The 22391-nt window shown below is 73.8% G+C and carries 21 protein-coding genes; 15 read left to right on the forward strand and 6 right to left on the reverse strand.

From position 1 onward, the window contains the following. Positions 1–18 precede the first annotated feature (18 nt). Together ACBJ32_RS07575 and ACBJ32_RS07580 are read left to right on the forward strand one after the other, a co-directional pair. Entirely contained in the window at positions 19–675 is a 657-nt protein-coding gene (locus ACBJ32_RS07575) for a response regulator transcription factor (RefSeq protein WP_357884118.1), read from the forward strand. 8 nt (positions 676–683) lie between these two features. Continuing rightward, positions 684–1844 carry a sensor histidine kinase gene (locus tag ACBJ32_RS07580; protein ID WP_375126937.1) on the forward strand — a complete coding sequence of 387 codons (1161 nt, stop codon included), beginning with the start codon at positions 684–686 and terminating at the stop codon, positions 1842–1844. A 29-nt stretch (positions 1845–1873) separates the two neighbouring features. Here ACBJ32_RS07580 and ACBJ32_RS07585 read toward each other — a convergent pair whose 3' ends face one another. Then, positions 1874–4717 carry an NACHT domain-containing protein gene (locus tag ACBJ32_RS07585; protein ID WP_375126094.1) on the reverse strand — a complete coding sequence of 948 codons (2844 nt, stop codon included), beginning with the start codon at positions 4715–4717 and terminating at the stop codon, positions 1874–1876. Positions 4718–4812: 95 nt separating this feature from the next. Next, positions 4813–6678 (reverse strand): propionyl-CoA synthetase, encoded by a 1866-nt coding sequence (locus tag ACBJ32_RS07590; protein ID WP_375126095.1) that lies wholly within the window; start codon positions 6676–6678, stop codon positions 4813–4815. A 45-nt stretch (positions 6679–6723) separates the two neighbouring features. Between ACBJ32_RS07590 and ACBJ32_RS07595 the strand changes: the two genes are divergently transcribed. Next, positions 6724–7383 carry a DNA polymerase beta superfamily protein gene (locus tag ACBJ32_RS07595; RefSeq protein ID WP_375126096.1) on the forward strand — a complete coding sequence of 220 codons (660 nt, stop codon included), beginning with the start codon at positions 6724–6726 and terminating at the stop codon, positions 7381–7383. Then, positions 7380–10301: an AAA family ATPase gene (locus tag ACBJ32_RS07600; protein WP_375126097.1), complete on the forward strand. Its 2922-nt coding sequence runs from the start codon at positions 7380–7382 to the stop codon at positions 10299–10301. Before ACBJ32_RS07595 ends, ACBJ32_RS07600 begins: the two co-directional genes overlap by 4 nt. An 85-nt stretch (positions 10302–10386) precedes the next feature. Here the strand turns inward: ACBJ32_RS07600 and ACBJ32_RS07605 are convergent, their stop codons facing one another. Beyond that, complete coding sequence (locus ACBJ32_RS07605; RefSeq protein WP_375126098.1) at positions 10387–11148, reverse strand: arylamine N-acetyltransferase; 762 nt, start codon at positions 11146–11148, stop codon at positions 10387–10389. 36 nt (positions 11149–11184) lie between these two features. Continuing rightward, positions 11185–11409, reverse strand: coding sequence for a hypothetical protein (locus ACBJ32_RS07610; RefSeq protein WP_375126099.1), 225 nt, complete (start codon positions 11407–11409; stop codon positions 11185–11187). A 131-nt stretch (positions 11410–11540) separates the two neighbouring features. Here ACBJ32_RS07610 and ACBJ32_RS07615 point away from each other — a divergent pair, with 131 nt between their 5' ends. Together ACBJ32_RS07615 and ACBJ32_RS07620 are read left to right on the forward strand one after the other, a co-directional pair. Next, positions 11541–12467: a hypothetical protein gene (locus tag ACBJ32_RS07615; RefSeq protein WP_375126100.1), complete on the forward strand. Its 927-nt coding sequence runs from the start codon at positions 11541–11543 to the stop codon at positions 12465–12467. Between the two features lie 42 nt (positions 12468–12509). After that, positions 12510–13025, forward strand: a complete 516-nt coding sequence (locus ACBJ32_RS07620) for a hypothetical protein (RefSeq protein ID WP_375126101.1) — start codon at positions 12510–12512, stop codon at positions 13023–13025. 158 nt (positions 13026–13183) lie between these two features. On the opposite strand, the gene ACBJ32_RS07625 is transcribed toward ACBJ32_RS07620, so the two are convergent. After that, positions 13184–13996: a methyltransferase domain-containing protein gene (locus ACBJ32_RS07625; protein WP_375126102.1), complete on the reverse strand. Its 813-nt coding sequence runs from the start codon at positions 13994–13996 to the stop codon at positions 13184–13186. Positions 13997–14138: 142 nt separating this feature from the next. On the opposite strand from ACBJ32_RS07625, the gene def reads away from it, so the two are divergent. The 6 genes from def (at position 14139) to ACBJ32_RS07655 (ending at position 18333) form a co-directional block, all read left to right on the forward strand. Further along, positions 14139–14672, forward strand: coding sequence for a peptide deformylase (def, locus tag ACBJ32_RS07630; RefSeq protein ID WP_375126103.1), 534 nt, complete (start codon positions 14139–14141; stop codon positions 14670–14672). Positions 14673–14679: 7 nt separating this feature from the next. After that, positions 14680–15300 (forward strand): helix-turn-helix domain-containing protein, encoded by a 621-nt coding sequence (locus ACBJ32_RS07635; RefSeq protein ID WP_375126104.1) that lies wholly within the window; start codon positions 14680–14682, stop codon positions 15298–15300. Next, positions 15293–16696 carry a pyridoxal phosphate-dependent decarboxylase family protein gene (locus ACBJ32_RS07640; protein ID WP_375126105.1) on the forward strand — a complete coding sequence of 468 codons (1404 nt, stop codon included), beginning with the start codon at positions 15293–15295 and terminating at the stop codon, positions 16694–16696. The genes ACBJ32_RS07635 and ACBJ32_RS07640 overlap by 8 nt, the downstream gene beginning before the upstream one ends. Before the next feature lie 201 nt (positions 16697–16897). Further along, entirely contained in the window at positions 16898–17314 is a 417-nt protein-coding gene (locus tag ACBJ32_RS07645) for a CBS domain-containing protein (protein WP_375126106.1), read from the forward strand. Between the two features lie 13 nt (positions 17315–17327). Then, positions 17328–17681, forward strand: a complete 354-nt coding sequence (locus tag ACBJ32_RS07650; protein WP_375126107.1) for an MmcQ/YjbR family DNA-binding protein — start codon at positions 17328–17330, stop codon at positions 17679–17681. Between the two features lie 40 nt (positions 17682–17721). Then, a complete protein-coding gene (locus ACBJ32_RS07655; protein WP_375126108.1) occupies positions 17722–18333 on the forward strand; it encodes a class I SAM-dependent methyltransferase in 612 nt (203 codons plus the stop codon). Positions 18334–18516: 183 nt separating this feature from the next. On the opposite strand, the gene ACBJ32_RS07660 is transcribed toward ACBJ32_RS07655, so the two are convergent. Next, a complete protein-coding gene (locus ACBJ32_RS07660; RefSeq protein WP_375126109.1) occupies positions 18517–19422 on the reverse strand; it encodes a hypothetical protein in 906 nt (301 codons plus the stop codon). Positions 19423–19524: 102 nt separating this feature from the next. Here ACBJ32_RS07660 and ACBJ32_RS07665 point away from each other — a divergent pair, with 102 nt between their 5' ends. Genes ACBJ32_RS07665 through ACBJ32_RS07675 form a run of 3 tightly spaced genes read left to right on the forward strand, consistent with a single transcriptional unit; the run spans position 19525 to position 22391 of the window. Continuing rightward, positions 19525–20286, forward strand: a complete 762-nt coding sequence (locus ACBJ32_RS07665) for a DeoR/GlpR family DNA-binding transcription regulator (RefSeq protein WP_185106023.1) — start codon at positions 19525–19527, stop codon at positions 20284–20286. Next, complete coding sequence (pfkB, locus tag ACBJ32_RS07670; RefSeq protein ID WP_375126110.1) at positions 20283–21254, forward strand: 1-phosphofructokinase; 972 nt, start codon at positions 20283–20285, stop codon at positions 21252–21254. The genes ACBJ32_RS07665 and pfkB overlap by 4 nt, the downstream gene beginning before the upstream one ends. A gap of 36 nt (positions 21255–21290) precedes the next feature. Continuing rightward, on the forward strand, positions 21291–22391 hold the full coding sequence (locus ACBJ32_RS07675; protein WP_357884081.1) for a PTS mannitol transporter subunit IICB: 1101 nt from the start codon (positions 21291–21293) through the stop codon (positions 22389–22391).

Here is a 22391-nt window from a genome sequence, read left to right on the forward strand (position 1 = left end):
AAGATCTTGGGGGGCGCGGTGCGTGTTCTGATCGCCGAGGACGAGCGCATGCTCGCCGACTCGATCGCCGAGGGTCTGCGCGGAGAGGCGCTGGCCGTGGACGTCGCCTACGACGGGGAGTCGGCGCTGGAGCGGCTCGGGGTGCACGACTACGACGTGCTGGTCCTCGACCGGGACCTGCCGGGCACGCACGGCGACGAGGTGTGCAGGGCCGTGGTGGAGCACGGCTGGCTGGTGCGGGTGCTCATGCTGACGGCGGCGTCCGACGTGCGGGCCAGGGTGGCGGGGCTGTCGCTGGGGGCCGACGACTACCTGCCCAAGCCGTTCGCGTTCGAGGAGCTGGTGGCGCGCGTGCACGCGCTGGGGCGGCGGGCGCGCAAGGCGGATCCGCCGATGCTGGAGCGGGCGGGGGTGCGGCTGGACCGGGCCCACCGGCAGGTGTTCCGCGACGGCCGGTACGTGCCGCTGGCCCGCAAGGAGTTCGGCGTGCTGGCCGAGCTGCTGCGGGCCCAGGGCGCGGTGGTGTCGGCGGAGACGCTGCTGGAGAAGGTGTGGGACGAGCACATCGACCCGTTCACGAACACGGTGCGCACGACGATGATGAAGCTGCGCAAGAAGCTCGGCGAACCCCAGGTCATCGAGACCGTGCCCGGCTCGGGGTACCGCATCCCATGAGCGTGCGCATGCGTTTCGCCCTGGCCTGCGCCGGCGTGTTCCTGGTGCTCGGCGTGGCCGTTCTGGCCGTGGTCTCATTCGTGGTGCGGCAGAGCCTCGAGTACCGCAACGGCCTGCTCACGCCGGCGCACATCCAGGTGGACGTGCCGGCGCAATACGGCCCCGGCTGGTTCGAGCGCTTCTCCCAGCAGTACGAGGTCGCCAGGAAGCGGGCCGACCAGGTGCGCGCCGTCTACCAGGCCGACACGCTGGACAACGTCCGCGTCTGGGGCGCCGCCGGCGTGCTGGGCGGGGCCGGGCTCGCCTTCGGGCTGGGCTGGCGGTCGGCCGGATGGGTGGTGCGCCCGCTCAGGTCGGTCAACGACACGGCGCAGCGTGTCCTGCTGAGTCAGGACCTGAAGCAGCGGATCGGGTTCGAGGGGCCGCGCGACGAGATCAAGGAGCTGGCCGACACCTTCGACACGATGCACACCCGGCTGGCCCGCTCGTTCGACGGCCAGCGCAGGTTCGTCGCCAACGCCGCCCACGAGCTGCGCACCCCGCTGACGATCAACCGCACGCTGGTGGACGTGGCCGTGCGGCGGCCCGACGCGACCGACGACGTCAAGCGGCTCGGCGAGTCGCTGCTGCTGGTCAACGCCCGGCACGAGCGGCTCATCGACGGCCTGCTCGCGCTGGCCGAGGGCGAGCAGGCGGTGCTGGACCGGCGGCCGTTCGACCTGACGGACGTGGCCGAGCACGTGCTCGACCAGGCGGCGGGCGAGGCGGCCGATCGGGAGGTGACCATCCACCGGCTGCTGGACTCCGCGCCCACGGCGGGCGAGGCGGTGCTGGTGGAGCGGCTCGTGCAGAACCTGGTGGAGAACGCCGTCCGGCACAACCACCCGAAGGGCGAGGTGTGGGTGACGACGCGCGGGCGGGCCGACCGGGTGGAGCTGGTCGTGGCCAACACCGGGTTGCAGGTGCCGCCGTACGAGATCGAGACGATCTTCGAGCCGTTCCGGCGGCTGCACGGGGACCGGCTGCGGTCGGATCGGGGCAGCGGGCTCGGGCTGTCGATCGTCCGGGTGATCGCGGAGGCGCACGGCGGCACGGTGCTGGCCAGGCCGCGCGACGAGGGCGGGCTGACGATCACGGTGGAGCTGCCCGCCGACGGGTCCGCGTCCTGACCTGCCCGGATGCGGGACGTCCCGGCGGATCAGGCTCCGGGGCCCGACCCGCCCGGATGCAGGACGTCCTGATGGATCTCCCACAGGGCCGACTCCGGGACGCCGGACTTGACGAGCAGCTCCCACGTCGCCATCCGGCCGGCCGGGTCGGCGAGCATCGTGCGCAGCAGCGACCGCAGCGCGGCCCGGTCGGCGCCCTCCTCGTGCCACATCGCGCCCAGCGCCCGGTGCATGGCGGGCGAACGCACCGCCACCGTGCGCAGCAGCTCCTCCAGGATGCCCACGCGGTCGCGGAACGGCAGCGCCTCCCCCTCCCCCAGCGCCCGCAGCAGCAGGTCGAGCAGCCTGCGGTGGCGGGGCGCGTGCCCGGTGGCGACCGCGACGACCACGTCGCCCATCCCGCTGGGCTCCGTGCCGCCGAGCACGACGTCCTCCACGCCGTCCACGACCACCCGGTGCGCGGACAGGGCGGTGACGAGCCCGGTCCAGCCCTCCGCGCCGAGCTGCCCCTTCCACAGGTGGGTGAGGGCCGACCAGCGCTCCAGGTGGTCGGGCCCGGGCAGGATCGACGAGACCGCGACGGGCTCCTCGGAGGCCGTGACGATGAGCAGGGTGAGGTTGGCCGAGTAGGCGGCCAGGCGGCGGGTCATCGTGTGCCGCACCGGGCGGAAGCCGGTGAAGTGGCGGCGCGGCCGCTCGTACAGGGCCCGCCGCAGCAGCCCTGCCAGCAGCTCGGCGCAGCGCGCCCGCACCGCCGACGGGACCTCCTCCAGCAGCTCCAGGACGAAACCGACCGTCGGGCCCCGCTCGGCCAGGCACGAGTGGGACGTCACCGCGTACAGCAGGTCGTCGTCCACGGCCTGCACCACGGCCAGCGGCTCGTCGCCGGCCAGGCGGCGGCGCCGGTCGAGGTCGCGCAGCGCGTACAGGGTCAGCCAGGCCACCAGGAACTCGCCGAACGTCGAGTGCAGGAACGCGTGGCCCTTCCTGCGCACGAAGAAGAAGCGCTCGGTGGCCTTGCGGGCCCAGTCGACGCGCTCCTCCTCGTCGTCCGGGTCGTCCTCGCCGCCGTGGCACAGGGCGGGCAGGTCGCGGTCGAGCTGCTCGTCGGTGATGACCTGGCTGCCGCGGGCCAGCATGGACAGCGCCACCGCGCCGAGCAGGACCAGCTCCTGGTCGATGGCCACCCGGCGGGCGCCGCCGGTCTCGCGTTCGGTGTAGTCGCGCAGCAGCACCTCGTACAGGCGGGCCCTGCTGAGGGGGCCGTGGTCGTGCTGCAGCGCGTTGCCGCCGGCGTCGTAGAGCGCGAGCAGCAACAGGAGCAGCGGCTGCCTGGCCATCTCGCCGTGGACCAGCGCCGCCTCGGCGGGCAGCGGCTTCAGGTCGCGCCTGGCCAGCAGGGCGCGGTTGGCCTGGTCCCAGATGTCGAGCCACTGGCGTACCTGGTCGTCGTCGAACGGCAGGAGCTGCAGCGCCAGCAGCCCGTCCGGGAAGCGGACGCGGTCGGCCACCACCGTGCGGCTGGTCACGATCACCGCGACCGGCCGCCCGAGCCCGGCTTGCCTGGCCTGGAACTCGCGCACGCGCTCCAGGTAGTCGTAGCGGCTGAGCCCGCCCTGCACCAGCTCGTCGAAGCCGTCCAGCAGGATCACCGGCATCGCGCCGCCGCCCGCCGCCACCAGGTCGGCGTAGGGCACCTCCTCGCCCAGCACCTCGCCGACGGCCTGCTCGACCTGCCCGGTCACGTCCGCGCGGGCCCGCACGGCGCGCAGCTCCACCCTGAACGGCAGGAACTCCGACCTGGCCAGCCGGGCGGCCAGCACCTCGGTCAGCTTGGTCTTGCCCGAGCCGGGCTCGCCCAGCACCAGCAGCGGCGCCCGCGTGGCCCGCAGCGAGGTGAGGTGCCCCACGAGGAACGCCTCAGGGTCGGGCAGCAGCCGCTGCCTGTTCCACCAGCTCCGCTCCGCGGGCGAGGACTCGCGGGTCAGCTCCGCCACCCGGCAGCGCGGGGTGAGGTAACCCTCGCCGAGCAGCGGCAGGTAGACGTCCTCCGGCAGCTTGCCGGCCAGCAGGAGCGGCTGGTCGAGGGCGTTCGCGGCCATCCTGACCCGGTGGATCATCGGGCGGTCGCCGACCCGGGGCGGGGCCAGCTCGGCCAGCAGCCACGCCACCCGCGACAGCGCCGTGGCCGGCTGCGGCCGCTCGGTGACCAGGCTGCGCACCCCGAACTCGTGGCTGTCGAGCGCCAGCGACCGGTAGTCCTCGTCGTAGATGCGCAGCGCGTGCGCGGTCGGCCCCTCCGACAGCAGGCGGGGCAGCAGGAGCTGGTCCTCCACGGCCAGCTCGTCCCAGACGGACAGGCCGCCGACGTAGCCGGTCATGGCCTCGGACATGCGCACGTAGGCACGTTCCACGGCGGCGCGGGTCTCGCCGTAGGGCACGTGCGGCTCGGGCGTGGGCAGCCGCTCCAGCAGCAGCCCCGCCACCAGCCTGGCGTACCGCTCGGCCGTCGGCACGCCGTGGGAGATCCGCTCGCCGCGGTCGAGCTGGTCCAGCGTGAACGGCAGCTTCGCCTCGCCGAGCGCCTCGAACCAGGCCGCCACGACGATCGCGGCGTGCGCCGCCGCCAGCCGCTGGGTGCGGGTGAAGCGGTCCACGCCGCCCTTCAGCTCCGGCATGCGGCGCACGACGTCCTCGCCGTAGGCGATGATGCCGTCGCGCATGTCGCGCAGGCTCGAGGTGAGGCGGGTGCCGCCGGCCAGCGCCCAGCCGGTGCGCTCCGCCTCCGCGGCGAACCCGATCACCTTGACGAGCCTGCCGTCCTTGCATCCGAGAATCCTCAGGGCGTCGGCGTAGCTCGGGGTGTCGATCATGGCCTTCTCCCGGGGACTGGGATGTCCCATCATGCGCTGTACGCCGCGATCCGCGCAGGCTTGTTCGCCAGGACGACCGAGACGTCACCCGCGCGTCACGTTCCTTTCAGGGCCTGTGCGATCTCCGGCAGCGCGGCCGGGTCCTCGATGGTGGACGGGATGTCGTACGGGTCCCCGTCGGCGATGTTCCGCATCGTGGCGCGCAGGATCTTGCCCGAGCGGGTCTTCGGCAGCCTGCTCACCACGACGGCGCGGCGGAAGGCGGCGACGGGGCCGATGCGCTCGCGCACCAGCGCGGCCAGCTCCCGCTCGATCTCCTGCGGGTCGCGCCCGGCGCCGGCCTTCAGCACCACGAACCCCATCGGGAGCTGGCCCTTCAGCTCGTCGGCCACGCCGATCACCGCGCACTCGGCCACGTCGGGGTGGGCGGCGATGACCTCCTCCATGGCGCCGGTGGACAGGCGGTGGCCGGCCACGTTGATCACGTCGTCGATGCGGCCCATGACGTAGAGGTAGCCGTCCGCGTCCAGGTGGCCGCCGTCGCCCGTCAGGTAGTGACCGGGGTAGCGCTCCAGGTAGGAGCGGCTGAAGCGGGCCTCGTCGCGAAAGAGGGTGGGCAGCGCGCCGGGCGGGAGCGGCAGCTTCACGGTGACCGCGCCCTCGACGCCGGGCGGGCAGTCGTCGCCGTCGCCGTCGAGCACGTGCACGTCCCAGCCCGGCACGGGCCTGGTCGGGGAGCCGGGCTTGATGGGCAGCGGCTCGATGCCGACGCAGTTGGCGGCGATCGGCCAGCCGGTCTCGGTCTGCCACCAGTGGTCGATGACGGGGATGCCGAGCAGGTCCGAGGCCCAGTGGTAGGTGTCGGGGTCGAGCCGTTCGCCGGCGAGGAAGAGGTACCGCAGCCCCGACAGGTCCCACTTTTTCGCGAAATTGCCGGAGGGGTCCTCTTTCTTGATGGCGCGGATCGCGGTCGGCGCGGTGAACAGCGTCCGCACCCCGTGCGTGGCCACCACCCGCCAGAACGCGCCCGGGTCCGGGGTGCCGACGGGCTTGCCCTCGTACAGGACCGTGGTGCAGCCCGCCAGCAGCGGCGCGTACACGATGTAGGAGTGGCCGACCACCCAGCCCACGTCGGAGGCGGCCCAGTAGACCTCGCCGGGGGCGGCGCCGTACACGTGGGACATGCTCCAGTGCAGCGCCACCGCGTGGCCGCCGTTGTCGCGCACGACGCCCTTGGGCGAGCCGGTCGTGCCGGAGGTGTAGAGGATGTAGAGCGGGTCGGTCGCGGCCACGCTCACGCACGGGGCCCTGTCCGCGTCCGCCACGGCCCGCGCCCAGTCGAGGTCCCGCCCCTCGAGCAGCTCCGCCACGCACTGGGGCCGCTGCAGGATCACGCACCGCTCCGGGCGGTGCTCCGCCTGCTCCAGCGCGTCGTCCAGCAGCGGCTTGTACGCCACCACGCGCGCCGGCTCGATCCCGCACGACGCCGACAGCACCACCTTGGGCCTGGCGTGGTCGATCCGCACCGCCAGCTCCCTGGCCGCGAACCCGCCGAACACCACCGAGTGCACTGCCCCGAGCCGGGCGCAGGCCAGCATCGCGACCACCGCCTCGGGCACCATCGGCATGTAGATCACCACGGTGTCGCCCGCCGTCACGCCGAGGCCGCGCAGCATGCCGGCCGTCCTGGCCACCTCGTCCAGCAGCTCGGCGTAGGTGTACACGCGGGTGGCGCCGGTGACCGGGCTGTCGTGGATCAGCGCGGGCTGCTCGCCGCGGCCCCGCTCGACGTGCCGGTCCACGGCGTTGTGGCAGGTGTTGAGCCGGCCGTCGGGGAACCAGCGGCCCTCGCCGTACACGGTCGCGGGCGCCACGTCCCAGTCGATCCCGCGGGCCGCCTCGCCCCAGAACTGCTCGGGCTGCTCGATACTGCGCCGGTAGACCTCGTCAAAACCGCTCACCCGTCGATCAGAACAGCCTGCGGCCCCATGGCGCAAGATATCCACGTGAGCGATGACGTGATCCTTTCCGTGGTGGTGGGGTCGAGGGCGTACGGGCTGGACACCGACGCCTCCGACACCGACCGGCGCGGCGTGTTCGTGGCGCCTACCTCGGCGTTCTGGCGGCTGGACAAACCGGCCACGCACCGGGACGGGCCGCTGCCCGAGCAGTTCTCGTGGGAGGTGGAGCGCTTCTGCGTGCTGGCCCTGGACGCGAACCCGACCGTGCTGGAGTGCCTGTGGTCCCCTCTCGTGGAGGTGATCACGCCCACCGGGCAGCGGCTGCGGGACCTGCGGGAGGCGTTCCTGTCCGAACGGGCGCATCGCTCGTTCGCCGGGTACGCCGAGGCGCAGCTCCGGCGGCTCGACCCGGAGCGACCCAACTGGAAGCAGGCCATGCACATGATCCGGCTGCTGCTCAGCGGGCTGCACCTGGTGCGGCACGGCGAGCCGCTCGTCGGGATGCAGGAGCACCGGGAGCGGCTGCTGGCGGTGCGGCGCGGCGAGGTGCCCTGGGACTCGCTGATCGCCTGGCGGGCCGCGCTGTCCGCCGAGCTGGCGGCCGAACCGGGTGTGCTGCCCGAGCGGCCGGATCGGGAGCGGGTGGAGGAGTTCCTGGTGGGGGTGCGGGAGGAGAACCTGCCGGGGCGGGGATGTCGTCCGTGACGTTGGTGGGCCGTGAGGATGCGCTGGCGGCCGTCTCGGAGGTGCTGCTGGGCGGGGCGGCCGGATGCGTGGTGGTCGAAGGGCCGGCGGGGATCGGCAAGAGCCGGCTGCTGGAGGAGGCGGCCGCGGTGGGGCGGTCCGGGGGGCTGGCGGTGGCGCTGGGGCGGGCCACGGAGCTGGATCGGGTGGCTCCGCTGTCCACGCTGTCGCGGGCGGTGGGGGTGCTGGGCGGCAGACCGGTGGGCGGGTCGGGGGACTCGCCCGGGCACGGGGCGTTCCTGGCGATCGAGCGGGCCGGTGAGGCGATCGAGCGGTTCAGCCGCGTGCGGCCGCTGGCGATCGTCCTCGACGACGTGCAGTGGGCGGACGAGCTGACGTGCCTGGCGTTGCGGCAGCTCGTGCCGGAGCTGGCGGGGTCGCCGGTGGTGTGGCTGCTGGCGCGGCGGCCGCTCCCGGAGCAGGAGGCGGTGGACCGGCTGATCGCGGAGGGCGCGCGCCGCGTCCCGCTGCCGCCGCTCGGCCCGGAGGAGGCGGCCGAGCTGTGCGCGCGGCTGCTGGGGGCCGCGCCCGGGGCGTCGGTGCTGGAGCTGGCGCGGGCCGCCGGCGGGAACCCGTTCCTGCTGGAGGAGGTGCTGACCGGGCTGCGCGAGGAGGGCCGGATCGCGGTGAGCGACGGCGGCGTGGCGTCCGTGAGCGCGTGGGGCGGGAGACTGGACCTGCCGGCGGGGTTCGTTGCGGCCGTCGAGCGGCGGTTGCGCGATCTGTCCGGTGAGGCGCGCCGGGTGCTGGAGGCCGGGGCGGTGCTGCGGCGGCCGTTCACCGTGCACGAGGCCGCCGGGCTGCTCGGGGCCGCGCCCGGGGCGCTGGTCGGGCACGTCGAGGCGGCCGTACGGGCGGGTGCGCTGGTCGGCGAGGGCGACCGGCTGGCGTTCCGGCACGACCTCATCAGGGAGGCGGTGTACGGCGGGCTGGCGCCCGCGATCAGGACGGCGCTGCACCGGGAGGCGGCGGCCGTCCTCCGGCGCGAGGGCCGCCCGCCGGCGGAGCTGGCCGAACACCTGCGCCATGGGGCCCGCGTCGGGGACGTGGCGGCCGTCCGCGAGCTCCGGGCCGCCGCCGAGGAGATGACCGCCGTGGCCCCCTCGGCCGCCGCCGACCTGATGCTGCGGGCGCTCGAACTGTCGGGCGGGCACCACCTGACGGGCCAGCACCGCCTTCCCGGCCAGCACCGCCTTCCCGGCCAGGACCACCTGCCGGGCCGGCACCGCCTGTCGGGCGGGCACCGCGGAGGCCCCGACCCCACGTTCGTCGCGGACGAGCCGCCGGCCGTCGCCGGTGAGCTTGCGGCCGGAGCCGCTGGGCTGCGAGCCGAAGGGCTGGCGGCCGGGGTGGTGCGGTTGCTGGCCTCGGCGGGGCGGCTGGGTGAGGCGCGGGAGATCGCGGACGCGCACGGCGCTCCGCGTGGTGCGGCCGAGGCGGCCGGGATCGCGTTCGGGCTGGCGGAGGCGCTCAAGCACGCCGGTGACGACCGGGCCGTCATCGCCCGTACCGGCCGGGTGCTGGAGCTGCCCGGCGTGCCGGTGCGGGAGCGGGCGCGGCTGCTCGCCGTCCGGGCGCACGCGTTGATGATGACGGGCCGGATCGACGCGGCCGACGACGCGGCACGCGAGGCCATCGCGAACGGAGAGGCGGTCACGGGCGGCGGGACGGTCACAGGCGGCGCGACGGTCTCGGCCGGCGAGGCAGCCACAGGCGGCGAGGCGATCGCGGAGAGGGAGGCGGTTCCCGGTGGGGAGGCGTTCGCTCAGGTCGTAGGGTTGCAGGCGCGGTCCACGGTGGCGATCCTCCGCGGCGACCTGGGCCGCGCGCTGCGGTACGCCGAGCGTTCGGTGAGGCTGGCGGACGCGGCGGGCGGGGAGACGGGGCACCGGCATCCGCGGTTGTGGCTGGGGGCCGCGCTGACGGCGCTGGACAGGTTCGAGGAGGCGCAGGAGGTCTATGCGGCGGTCGAGCGGGAGTGCGGCAGGCTCGGGACGGCGTGGGCGCTGCCGTTGCTGCACCGGTTCAGGGCCGAGCTGTTGCTGGCCTGGGGGCGGCTCGACGACGCGTACGCCGAGGCCGAGACGGGGCTGCGGGTGGCGGAGCAGCTCTCGGCGATGGCGCTGGCACCCGCGTTGCTGGGCGTGCTCGGGCACGTGGCGCTGCTGCGGGGCGAATCGGAGGTGGCGCGCGAGCACCTGGACCGGGGACGGGATCTGGCGGGGGACGGTCCGGGTCTGGTGGCCGAGGAGCTGCGGTGGCGGCGCGGTCACATCCCGTCGGCCGCGGTGCTGCCGTACCTGGTGGTGCAGGAGCCGTGGATGGCGGCGCGGTTGCGGGCGGCGGTGCCCGGCGTGGTGGAGTGTGTGCGGGACCTCGCGCGGCGCAACCCGGGCCACGGGTCCCTGGCGGCGGGGGCCGCGCATGCCGAAGGGCGGCTGGAGGAAGCGATCGAGCTGTATCGGGCCGGTCCGCGACCGCTCGGGCTGGCGGCGGCGCTGGAGGAGGCGGGGCGGCGGGACGAGGCCCTGGAGGTGTACCGGACGTGCGGCGCCATCCAGGCCGCCACGCCCGCGGACGCCGCGCCTTCAAGCACCACACCTCCGGACGCCGCGTCTTCGGGCGGGGGTTCGGGCAGGGGTTCGGGCGGGGGTTCGGGCAGGGGTTCGGGCGGGGGGTGGGCGGCGTTGACGGCGGCCGAGTTGCGGGTGGTGCGGCTCGTCGCGCAGGGCATGACGAACAGGGAGGCCGCCGCCGCCCTGTTCCTGTCCCCGCACACCATCGACACCCACCTCCGCCACGCCTTCGCCAAGCTGGGCGTCAACAGCCGGGTGGAGCTGACCCGCCAGGCGCTCATCCACGAGCCGCCCATCCCCTGACACCGCCCGCGCGGACGCACCCTCCCAGGGACGGCGCCACCACGGGCCGCGGCGCCGTTGCAGCACCGCTCCGGGCCGGAGGTGGTCAGTGCGGGAGCATGGGGAGCAGGGCTCGCGCGTCGGATTCCGTGATCTCGATGCCGAGCTCGGCCCGCAGCCACTCCGCCAGCTCCCCCGCCGTCGCGAAGCTCTGCCCCTCCAGCCGCACCCGCGCGCCGGCGGTCGTCCGCTGGGCGAGCACGTGCCGGGTGAACGGTGACTGCGGGGAGGCGGACACGTAGAAGTTCGCCACCTCGAAGTCGCTCGGGAACTGCGGCTCACCGGGCCGGAACGCGTACAGCTCCGTCTCCCCCGCGTGCAGCACCCAGAAGTCCTCCTCCCGCACCAGCCGCCACCGCCACGGCCCCGACTCCAGCGACGCCCCCTCCTCGAACGGCATCGGCTCCACCAGCCCCTCACCGCCGAACCCGACGTCCGCCAGCCACGTGCGCCCCTCCGCCACGACGGTGAGCATGGCGTGGGAGCGGGGCAGGTGGTAACGGCCCAGGCGGATCCTGGCCAGGTGGCGGGTCACGGTGAAGCCGAGGCGTTCCAGGGCGGCGGCGAACAGCAGGTTGTGCTCGTGGCAGTAGCCGCCGCGCCCGCCCGTCACCATCTTGTCCTGCAGGCTGCCCAGGTCGAGCGAGATGCCCCGGCCGAGCAGCACGTCCAGGTTCTCGAAGGGGATGGCGCGCACGTGCGCCAGGTGGACGGCGCGCAGGGTGCCCGCCGTCGGGGCGCGCGGCCCGTCGTACCCGATCCGCCCCAGGTAGGCGTCCAGGTCGAGCTTCTCGATGTCCCATGTCATGTGATCAACAATGGCGGGTACGGGGGCCGCCGCGCATCACGTGTTCACGGGATTCGCCGACAGGACCAGCCTTGTCGCGAAATTTCGGTACCCGGCCCGTTCGAACACCCGCGCCATCGGCCCGTTGCCCGCGTCCGTGTCGGCCACGATCCGCTGCACCCCGCGCCCGGCGTGGCAGCGGGTGATCTCGGCGAGCAGGTCGTCGACGACGCAGCCGAGCAGGCGGTCTAGATCGTCCTCGACGGCAGGGCGGAAACGCATGGATTCTCCGGGAAGCAGAGGCGGGCGCGCTGAGCGCCCGGGAACAGGCCGAACATCTCGCTGCGCCTCCTTTCTGCTGATTTTCGGCGTCAGCGGGCACTGTAGCGGAAATCTCGCGACAGGATGGGCGGGTGAGCTCCTACGACGACACGCTGCCCCTCCAGCCCCCGATCCGGCTGCCCGGCAAGGCCACGCTGGCGGCCGCCGTACGCGCCGCTCCCCTGGCCGAAGAGCTGAAGCCGGAAGGCGACGACGCGGAGGTGCTGGCCCTGTGGGCCGAGCACTGCAGGCAGCGGCTGGCCGAGGACGAGGGGCTGCTGCTGGAGCTGGTCCGGCTGTTCCTGTCCAGGGAGCCGCTCAGGGGCGAGACGTCCGGGACGCTGACGGGGCTCGGGCTGGTGCGGCAGGCGGAGCCGTACACGCTGAGCTGGCTGGGGCTGTGGGTAGCGCGGCAGATCATCGCCGAGACCACCGGGCAGGACATCCCGGTCATGGGGTCGCTGGCCGACGCCGACGCGGCGACGCTGCTGCACGGGCTGCGCTCCTACCCGGAGAGCGAGCGCGGCGAGGAACTGGCCGGGTGGCTGAAGGGCCGCGACGAGCAGGCGGCGGTGGACGAGATCGCATCGGTGCTGGCCGGCGTGAGCCCGCTGAGCCGGGCGGTCGGCGTGGAGCTGCTGTCGACGGCGTTCGGCGAGGAGGGGCGGCAGTCCCTGGCCCGGCTGCTGGAGGAGCCCAAGCTCGGGGCGGTGATCGCGGCCAGGCTCGGGCGGGAGGAGCGGCAGCCTTCACCGGAGGAGATCGCCTGGGTGCTGGTGGACATGGCGGCGGCGCTGCTGGAGTTCGGCGGCGAGACCGGCGAGGTGATCGAGTCGATCGCGATGGGGATGAAGGCGGAGGAGCAGGCGGGGACGATCGCGATCCTGGCGTTCGGGGATCATCCGTGGACGGGGCAGGTGCTGCGGGTGTTCATCGAGCATCATCCGGACGAGCGGGTGGTGGCGGCGGCCCGCAAGGCGTTGCGCCGGTTGCGCGGGCTGGCGGACCTGCGAGGTTGAGCCGGCGTACGGGCGCGGCGACGTACGGGTAGAGTCGGCTTGGTGAGTGAGCATGCGATCTCCCCTCAGACCGGCATCCTGGGTGACGCGTACGCCTGTGGCTGCGGCGTGATCCTCGGCGGCCGGATGGCGGCCGAGCTGCACGCCGCCGAGAACGGGCTGTGCTCGGCCTGCCTCGGCTCGGCCGAGGAGGAGCCGGCGCCCGGCCTGCGACGCCCCTGCACCTCCTGCGCGGGCACCGGCCGGCGCGGGGAACAGGTCACCTGGCAGCTCGCGCACGCCGAGGCCGAGCATCTGATCACGATGACGGTGGTGCGCGGGGTCGTGGCGGGGTTCGACGGGCCGTTCCACCTGTCGGAGGTCGCCGACACGGTGCGCAACGGGCTGGGGCTGCCCGCGGGGCGGCTGCCGGTCGGGCCGCGGGTGCGCGACCTGCTGCTGCAATTGCAGGCGGCGGGCGAGATCACCATGCTGTCGGCGCCCGACGAGATGGTGGGCACCGACATGGTCCTCTACCGCGACCCGCAGTGGCAGCGCGTCCGCACCCTCGGCCTCTGACCGCACCCCCGAAACGCCTCTGACCGCACCCCCGAAACGCCGCTGACCGCCCTCCCGCAGTACCTCGCCACCCCGCCCCGCAAGCACCTCTGACCGCGCTGCACCTCTGACCGCGTTCCCGCGGTGCCCCTGAGCGTGCTCGCGAGGCCGTGGGGAGGTCAGGCGGTGTCGGGGACGCGGCAGAGGATCTCGCCGTGCAGGACGGACAGCCAGCCGTCCCCGGCCGCCGCCCATTCCAGCCACCCGTCCGAGATGCGCCGCAGGTCCGCCTCCGTGGCGGCGCCGGTGGCCAGGGCCTGCTGGGCCATGGCCGAGCTCAGGATGCGGTCGGCCCACATGCCGCCCCACCAGGCCCGGTCGTCCGGGTCGGCGAAGCACCAGGTGGAGGAGGTGGCGGTGACGTCCTCGAAGCCCGCGGCGCGGGCCCAGGACAGCAGCCGCCGCCCCGCGTCCGGCTCGCCCCCGTTGCCGCGGGCCAGCCGCTGGTAGAGCGCCATCCACTCGTCCAGCGCCGGCACCCGCGGCCACCAGGTGAACGCGGAGTAGTCGCTGTCGCGCGCCGCCACGAAACCGCCGGGCCTGGTGACCCGCCCCATCTCCCGCAGCGCCCGCACCGGGTCGCCCACGTGCTGGAGCACCTGGTGGGCGTGCACCACGCAGAACGTGTCGTCCGGGTAGTCGAGCGCGTGCACGTCCGCCACGGCGAAGCCGACGTTCGCCACCCCTCTGGCCGCCACCTCGGCCCGCGCCAGCTCCAGCGCGTCCGCGGTGACCTCGGAGGCCGTCACGTGGCCGTCGGGCACCCGGGCGGCCAGGTCGGCGGTGATCGTGCCGGGGCCGCTGCCGACGTCCAGCACCTTCATGTGCGGCTTGAGGTGGGGCAGCAGGTACGCGGCCGAGTTCTCGGCGGTGCGCCAGCGGTGCGAGCGCAGCACGGACTCGTGGTGACCATGCGTGTAGACGGCGGCCATCGGAAAACCCCTTCGTTTCGACGACGATGCCGCCACCCTAGCGCCAGTCTCACCATTCAAGAGAAAATGTCTTATATTTCGAGACATAGCGGTACGTGCATACACTTTGTCGCGAACCGTTTCGAGGAAGGGGGCATGGTCAGTGGGAGAGGTCCGGCCGATCGTGACCGTGGGAGACCCGGTGCTGCATCACCCGTGCGAGCCGGTCACCCGGTTCGACGGCGAGCTGGCGGCACTCGTGGACGACATGTTCGCCAGCATGTACGCGGCCGAGGGCGTGGGCCTGGCCGCCAACCAGATCGGCGTGCCGCTGCGCGTGTTCGTCTACGACTGCCCCGACGACGACGGCGTGCGCCACAAGGGCGTCGTGGTGAACCCGCGGCTGGAGGTGCCCGGCCTCGGCGAGCGGCACCTGGACGCCGGCGACGAGGGCTGCCTGTCGGTGCCCGGCCAGTACGCGCCGCTCCCCCGTTCCGACCGCGCCACCGTGCGCGGCTTCGACGCCGCCGGCGAGCCCGTCACGGTCGAGGGCACCGGCCTGCTGGCCCGCTGCCTGCAGCACGAGTGCGACCACCTCGACGGCTACCTCTACATCGACCGCCTGCCGGCCAAGCGCCGCAAGCAGGTGCTGGCGGCGTACCAGGAATCCACTAAAGCGGATAAAGCACCGCTATAGTGGAGGAATGGAAGGCGAAGGCGTCCTGTCCAGCGGCCTGTCCATGGCCGAGCTGGGGCAGCGCATCCGCGGCGAGCGGCAGTCGCGCGGGTTGTCCATCGAGCGGCTGGCCGAGCTGAGCGGCATCAGCAGGAGCATGGTCTCCGAGGTCGAGCGGGGCACGAAGACGCCGACCGTGCTGGTGCTCGACCGGCTGGCCACGGCGCTGGGCACGTCGATCGCGCGGCTGCTCGACGAGCCCGCGCACAGCGCGATGCGGGTGCTGCGCCACACCGAGCAGCGGGTGCTGCGCGACCCGTCCGGGTGGGAGCGGCGGGTGCTGTCGCCCGTGCTGGGCGAGGTGGAGTTCGAGTTCATGCGCACGACCATCGGCCCCGGCGTGGACGCCGGCGAGTTCGCGCCGCACGCTCCGGGCTCGCGCGAGTACCTCGCCGTCGAGCACGGCAGCCTGCGGCTGACGATCAACGGCAGGCCGTACGAGCTGGCGGCCGGCGACTCGGCCTACTACCCCGGCGACTGCCGCCACGCCTACGCCAACGACGGCACCACCGACTGCGTCTTCTACCTCGCCATGGAGGTGAGTGGAGTCGGGCACCACGAACCACGGAGGGAATCCCCCGATGCATGACCTGCGTCAGGCCGGCGCCAAGGCGGCCCGGATCATGGCCGACCACCTGGAGGGCGTCGCGGAGCGGCCGGTGTGGCGGCCGGTGCCGGACGGCGAGCTGGCCTGGCTCACCGGCCAGGACCTGCCCGAGACGGGCCGCGCGCTGGACGAGCTGCTGGAGGACGCGCGCGAGCACGTGCTGCCGTACCCGATGGGCAACGGGCACCCGCGCTTCTTCGGCTGGGTGAACTCGCCGCCCAACCCGGCGGGCGTCCTCGTCGAGCCGCTGGCCGCGGCGCTGAACCCGAGCTGCGCGGGCGGCGACCACGCGGGCCCGCACCTGGAGCGCACGGTGGTGCGCTGGCTGGCCGGGCTGGTCGGCTTCCCGCACCCGCCCGGCGGCGGGCTGCTGACCAGCGGCGCCTCCATGGCCACCGTGATCTGCCTGGCCACCGCCCGCCAGCAGGCGGCGCTCGCCGACGGCTGGGACGCCCGCGAGGAAGGGCTGTGGGGGCGGCCTCCCCTGGTCATGTACGTCACCGAGGAGGGCCACAGCTGCCTGCACAAGGCGGCCCAGCTCCTCGGCCTCGGCGCGCGCAACGTCCGGCTCGTGCCCGTGGACGCCGCCTACCGGATGGACGTGCGCGCGCTGCGCGCGATGATCGCCGAGGACCTGGACGCGGGGCTGCGGCCGTTCTGCGTGGCGGGCAGCGCGGGCACGGTGAACTCCGGCGCGGTGGACCCGCTGGACGAGATCGCGGACGTGGCGGCCGCGTACGGGCTCTGGTTCCACGTGGACGGCGCGTACGGCGCGCTCGGCATCCTGGCCGACGGCGCGGCGGCGCACTACGCGGGGCTGGAGCGGGCCGACTCGCTGGCCCTCGACCCGCACAAGTGGCTGGGCGTGCCGGTGGGCTGCGGCTGCGCGCTGCTGCGCGACCCGGGCGCCGCGCGGGCGGCGTTCAGCCTGGTGCCGTCGTACCTGGTGGACGAGAACGCCGGCGACCTGGGCTGGTTCGCCGAGTACGGGCCCGAGCAGACCCGGCCGTTCCGGGCGCTGAAGACGTGGGCGACCCTGTCGTACCTGGGCAGGTCGGGCGTCAAGCGCCTGGTGGAGCACACGACCGGGCTGGCCCGCACGCTCGGCGCGATGGTCGAGGCGGCCCCGGACTTCGAGCTGCTCGCCCCGGTCACCACCTCGATCACCGCGTTCCGCCACACGCCGCGGGCCGAAGGGCTGGACGAGCTCAACCGCGCCATCCCGGTCGCCGTCCAGGCGCGCGGCAACGCGTTCCTCACCGGCACCCGGCTGGGCGGGCGCGACGCGCTGCGGACCTGCATCCTGCACCCGGACACCACCGAGCAGGACCTGGCGGTGCTCCTGGACGAGATCCGCCTGGCGGCCAAGGCGCTGTAGCCACCGCCGCCGGGCCGGGGCCCGGCGGCGTCCTCGCCCACGGACGATCCACCCTGGACGGCTCTCCCAGGGCGGGTCGCCGGGCTCCGGTGACGGCTTCCGGCACGCCGGCGCGTCACCTCCCGGGAAACCGGCGACGTCCTGTGAGATGCGCATTCGCCCGGGTAGGGGGTCGGCTGGACCGATCTACAGGAGGATCCCATGGCGAAGACCGTGGCAGATGTGATGACTTCTCACCCGGCGACGGTTGAGGCCGACCAGCCGGTGTCCGTCGCGGCGTCGCTCATGCGCGACAACGACACCGGAGCGGTCATCGTCAACGACAACGGCCGCATGAAGGGCATCGTCACCGACCGCGACATCACGGTGCGCGTGGTCGCCGACGACCGCGGCCCCGACACGCCGGTACGCGAGGCGTGCAGCGCGTCCGTCGAGGCCGTCGGCCCCGACACCAGCATCGACCAGGCCGTCCAGCTCATGCGCACGCACGCCGTACGCCGCCTGCCGGTGGTCGAGGACGGCCGCGCGGTCGGCGTCGTCAGCCTCGGCGACCTGGCCGTCGAGCGTGACCCGAACTCCGCGCTCGCGGACATCTCGGCGGCGGAGGGCAACCGGTAGTACCGTCTGCCGTGTGGTCACGGTCGATGACGTAAGGCAGTTCGCGCGCACGCTCCCGCGCTCCTCGGAGCACCTCATCAGGGACCGCGTGAAGTTCCGCGTAGGCAGGATCGTCTACGTGGCGTTCTCGCGCGACGAGACCCTGATGGGATTCGGGTTCCCGAAGGAGGAACGCGCGGCCCTGGTGGCCGCCGAGCCGGAGAAGTTCCTGCTTCCCCGGGAGTCCGACCTGCGTTTCCACTGGGTGGAGGCGCGGACTGCCGCCATCGACGTGGCGGAGATGCGGGAGCTGGTGCTGGAGGCCTGGCGGATGTGCGTGCCCAGGAAGGTGCGGCTGGAGCAGGAACTCGCCGCCGGGCGGCGCTGACCCCTTGATCGCTCCGCCGTCCTGCACGAGGATCATGATCATGACGCAGCAGGACTGGGTGCGCTGGCATGACGCGTACGACGAGCCGGGCTCGTCGCTGAAGGATCGCCTCGACATCGTGCGCACGTGGGTCGGGACGGCGCTCGACGAGGGGGCGGCTCGGGTCGTGAGCCTGTGCGCAGGGCAGGGGCGCGACCTGCTGCCGGTGCTGGCAGGGCATCCCCGCCGCGGGCGGGTGCGGGCGCGGCTCGTCGAGCTGGACGAGCGCAACGTCGCCGCCGCCAGGAGCGCGGCCCCCGAGGGGGTCGAGGTGGTGTGCGGGGACGCGGCGGTGACGGGGTCGTACGCGGGCGCCGTGCCGGCGGACCTCGTGCTGGCGTGCGGGATCTTCGGGAACATCACGGACGACGACATCCGGCGCACGGTCGCCACCCTGCCGCAGCTCTGCGCGCCCGGCGCGATGGTGATCTGGACGAGGGGGCGGCACGAGCCCGACCTGGTGCCGGCGATCTGCGCGTGGTTCGAGGGCTGCGGGTTCGAGCGGGTCGCGGTCGAGGGCGAGGGGACGAAGTACGGGGTCGGGGTGCATCGCTACGCCGGGCCGCAGGTGGCGCTGGAGCCCGCCCAACGGATGTTCACCTTCATCCGCTAGCCACGCGCCCGCGGTCAGGGGGCCTGCGCATCGGCGACGGCAGCACGCCGCGGTCGCCGGCCGCGCGCGCCGCCAGGCACCGCAGGCGGCGGTGGCGCGGCCGCTCGGCCACGCGCGGCGGTGGCGAGGCCGTGTCCGGCCCGCCTCGTGGTCGCGGCGCGGCCCGGGCGGCGGAGCAGGGCGTCAGCGGGCGACGCTGCGGTAGAGGTCGCGGGTGAGCGTGGTGATGCGCTTGACCGAGGAGCTCCAGGTGCCCCCCACCGGATGCGCGGTCAGCACGGCCATGACGAAGCGGTCGCCCTGCCCGGCCAGACCGGTCGTGTGCAGGACGGGCCGGCCGTAGTCGGGCACGCCCGAGCCGGTGGCCCGCTGGGCGACCCACGAGATGGGCGCCCCGACCGCCGCGGCGTCACTGGTGTACGAGACGGCCGCCGTCCTGGAGTCGCACCTGACCGGGGGCGTCGTGCCGAAGCCCGACCAGCCCTGCTTGACCGCCCACGGGCGCGGCACGCCGTCGGGGATGCCGAAGGTCTGGTCGAAGCCGTCGGTGCCGCACGGCGTGGACCGGCGCAGGTGGCCGAGGATGGTGTCCCTGACCCGGGGCTCGGCCCTGTCGAGCAGGTAACGGTAGGTGCGCACGATGTCGTACGCGCTCAGCGACGTGTAACCCCAGAACCCGGGCTTGGACGCGGGCGGCGGCGTCGTGTCGGACAGCCCCAGCCTGCGTGCCTGCCTGACGATGATCTGCCCCTTGCCGAGGCGGTCCCAGAAGGCGGAGGCCGCGTCGTCGTCGCTGGAGCGCAGCATCACCTTCAGCAGCTTGGCGTCGGCCGCGGGCACGCTCTGGCGCCGCTCCAGGTAGTCGATCGCGATGAGGATCTTCACGACGGAGGCCGAGCGGTACTTCCTGTGCGCGTTCCGCGTGGCGACGATCTTGCCGGCCTGCCGGTCGAACACCACCCAGGCCGCCGTCGTCCCGGCCGGGACCCGGGGCGGCCCGACCGCCTCGGCGGCGTGGGCGGGGCTCAGGAGCGAGGCGGCGGCAGCGACGGCGACGACGGGGGCCACGGCCAGGGGCTTGATTCGCACCTGCCTATAACTACCAGATTCCGCCTGCCCACCCTTGACCGACCAACGAAAGCGGGTATAAACACAGGGGAAACCAACTCGAAACGGCGGTGAATCAACATCATGTACGCCGAGGAGCGGCAGCAGGAGATCCTGCGGAGGGCGCGGGCCGCGGGCCGCGTCGACGTGGTGACGCTGGCCGCCGAGCTCGACGTGACCACGGAGACGATCCGCCGCGACCTGACGTCGCTGGAACGGGCGGGGGTGCTGCGCCGCGTGCACGGGGGCGCGATCCCCGTGGAGCGGCTGGGGTTCGAGCCCGCGCTGGCCACCCGCGACGAGGTCATGACGGCCGAGAAGGAGCGCATCGCCAAGGCGGCGCTGGCCGAGCTGCCCGAGGACGGGTCCGTGATCATCGACGCGGGCACCACCACGGGCCGCCTGGTGCAGGTGCTGCCCGCCGACCGGGAGCTGACCGTCGTGGTCAACTCCCCGCCGCTGGCCACCGTGCTGGCCGCCCGCGCCAACCTGCACGTGATCATGCTGGGCGGCCGGGTCCGCGGCAAGACCCTCGCGACGGTGGACGACTGGGCGCTGCGCCCACTGGCCTACCTCAACGTGGACGTGGCGTTCATGGCCACCAACGGCTGCTCGCTGAGCCGGGGCCTGACCACGCCCGACCCGGCGGAGGCGGCGATCAAGCGGGCCATGGTCAAGGCCGCGCAGCGCAGCGTGCTGCTGGCCGACCACACGAAGTTCGGCAACACGTACCTGTCCACGTTCGCCGAGCTGGGCGAGATCGACGTGGTGATCACCGACACCGGGCTGGACGTGTCGCTCGCCGCCGACCTGGCGGGGGCGGGCCCGGAGGTGATCAGGGCATGATCCTCACCCTGACCCTGAACCCCAGCCTCGACCGCACCATCGAGATCGCCTCGCTCGACCGGGGCGCGGTCATCCGCGCCGCCGCCGCCCACCTCGACCCCGGCGGCAAGGGCGTGAACGTCTCGCGCGCCCTGCTGGCCAACGCCGTCGCCAGCCGCGCGGTGATCCCGTACGGCGGCGACGAGGGCAGGCAGCTCGTCCGCCTGCTGGCCGCCGAGGGGCTCGACATGGTGACGGTCCCCGTGACGGGCCCGACCCGGTCGAACGTGACGCTCGCCGAGCCCGACGGCACCGTCACCAAGATCAACGAGCCGGGCACCGCGCTGTCGCCCGCCGAGCTCGACACGATCGCCGACGCCGTGCTCGCCGCCGCCCACTCGGACGGGCAGGGGGCCGACTGGGTGGTGGCGTCCGGGAGCCTGCCGCCCGAGGTGCCCGCCGACGTGTACGCCCGGCTGTGCCGCAGGTTCGCCGGCGCGGGCATCCACGTGGCGGTCGACACCAGCGGCCCCGCGCTCTCCTGCGCCCTCGCCGCCGCTCCTGCCCTGGTCAAGCCGAACCTGGAGGAGCTGTCGGCGGCCACCGGCATGCCGATCCGCAACCTGGGCGACGTGGCCGAGGCCGCGGGCAAGCTGCGGGCCGCCGGAGCGCGTACGGTGCTGGCCAGCCTGGGCGCCGACGGCGCCGTGCTCGTCGAGGAGGGCGGCACCTGGTACGGCGAGGCCGCCGTGACCGAGCCGCGCAGCTCCGTCGGCGCCGGCGACGCCATGCTGGCCGGCTTCCTCGCCGCGGGAGGCTCCGGGCCCGAGGCGCTGAAACAAGCCCTGGCCTGGGGCGCGGCCGCCGTACGCCTGCCCGGCAGCCGCATGCCGGGCCCCGCCGACATCGACCGGGTCATCGGCCGGGCCGCCGTCGCCATCCGCCCGACCGACCCCGGCCGCCCCCTCACCACGGCATCCCCCCGATAAGGAAGCGGCTGCTCAACCCCCCGAAGGAGCACGTCCATGGCCGACACCTACACCCCTCCGGTCACCGGGACCGGAGTCAAGGCCACCATCCAGCGCATCGGCGGCCATCTGGCCGGCATGATCATGCCGAACATCGGCGCGTTCATCGCCTGGGGCCTGATCACCGCGCTGTTCATCCCGACCGGCTGGCTGCCCAACGAGGACCTCGCGAAGCTGGTCGGCCCGATCATCGGCACCCTGCTCCCGGTCCTCATCGCCTATACCGGCGGCCGAATGGTGCACGGGCAGCGCGGGGCGGTCGTCGGCGCCGTGGCGGTGATGGGCGTCGTGGTGGGCACGGAGTCCCCGATGTTCCTCGGCGCCATGATCATCGGCCCGCTCACCGCCTTGATCCTGAAATATGTGGACAAGTTCACGGAGGAGCGCACCAAGGCCGGCTTCGAGATGCTGGTGGACAACTTCACCGCCGGCATCGTGGGCGGCGCGATGGCCGTGGTCGGCTTCTACGGCATCGGCCCGGTCGTCCAGGCGGTCACCACCGCGGCGGGCAACGCGGTCGAGTGGCTGATCACCAACAACCTGCTGCCGATCGCCTCCGTGCTGATCGAGCCGGCCAAGGTGCTGTTCCTGAACAACGCCATCAACCACGGCGTGCTGAGCCCGCTGGGCGTGGCCGAGGCCGCGGAGACGGGCAAGTCGATCCTGTTCATGCTGGAGTCGAACCCCGGGCCCGGGCTCGGCCTGCTGCTGGCGTTCCTGCTGTTCGGCCCGCGCGCGATGCGGCCGACCACGCCCGCAGCGATGATCATCCACTTCTTCGGCGGCATCCACGAGATCTACTTCCCGTACGTCCTCATGAAGCCCCGCCTCATCCTGGCCGTCATCGCGGGCGGCGCCGCCGGGGTGTTCACGTTCATGGTCACCGGCGCCGGCCTGGTCGCCACGCCCTCACCCGGCAGCATCTTCGCCTACCTCGCGGTCACCCCGAAGGGCGGCTGGCTCGGCTCCAGCCTGGGAATCCTCGTGGCGACCGGCGTGACGTTCGCCGTCGCCGCCGTCCTGATGGGCTTCGGCAGGGGCGAGAAGGCCGAGCCCGAAGAGGCCGGAACCGCAGCAACCACCCAGAAGGAGAGCTGA

It is taken from the genome of Nonomuraea sp. GTA35, assembly GCF_041950525.1.
GTDB lineage: Bacteria > Actinomycetota > Actinomycetes > Streptosporangiales > Streptosporangiaceae > Nonomuraea.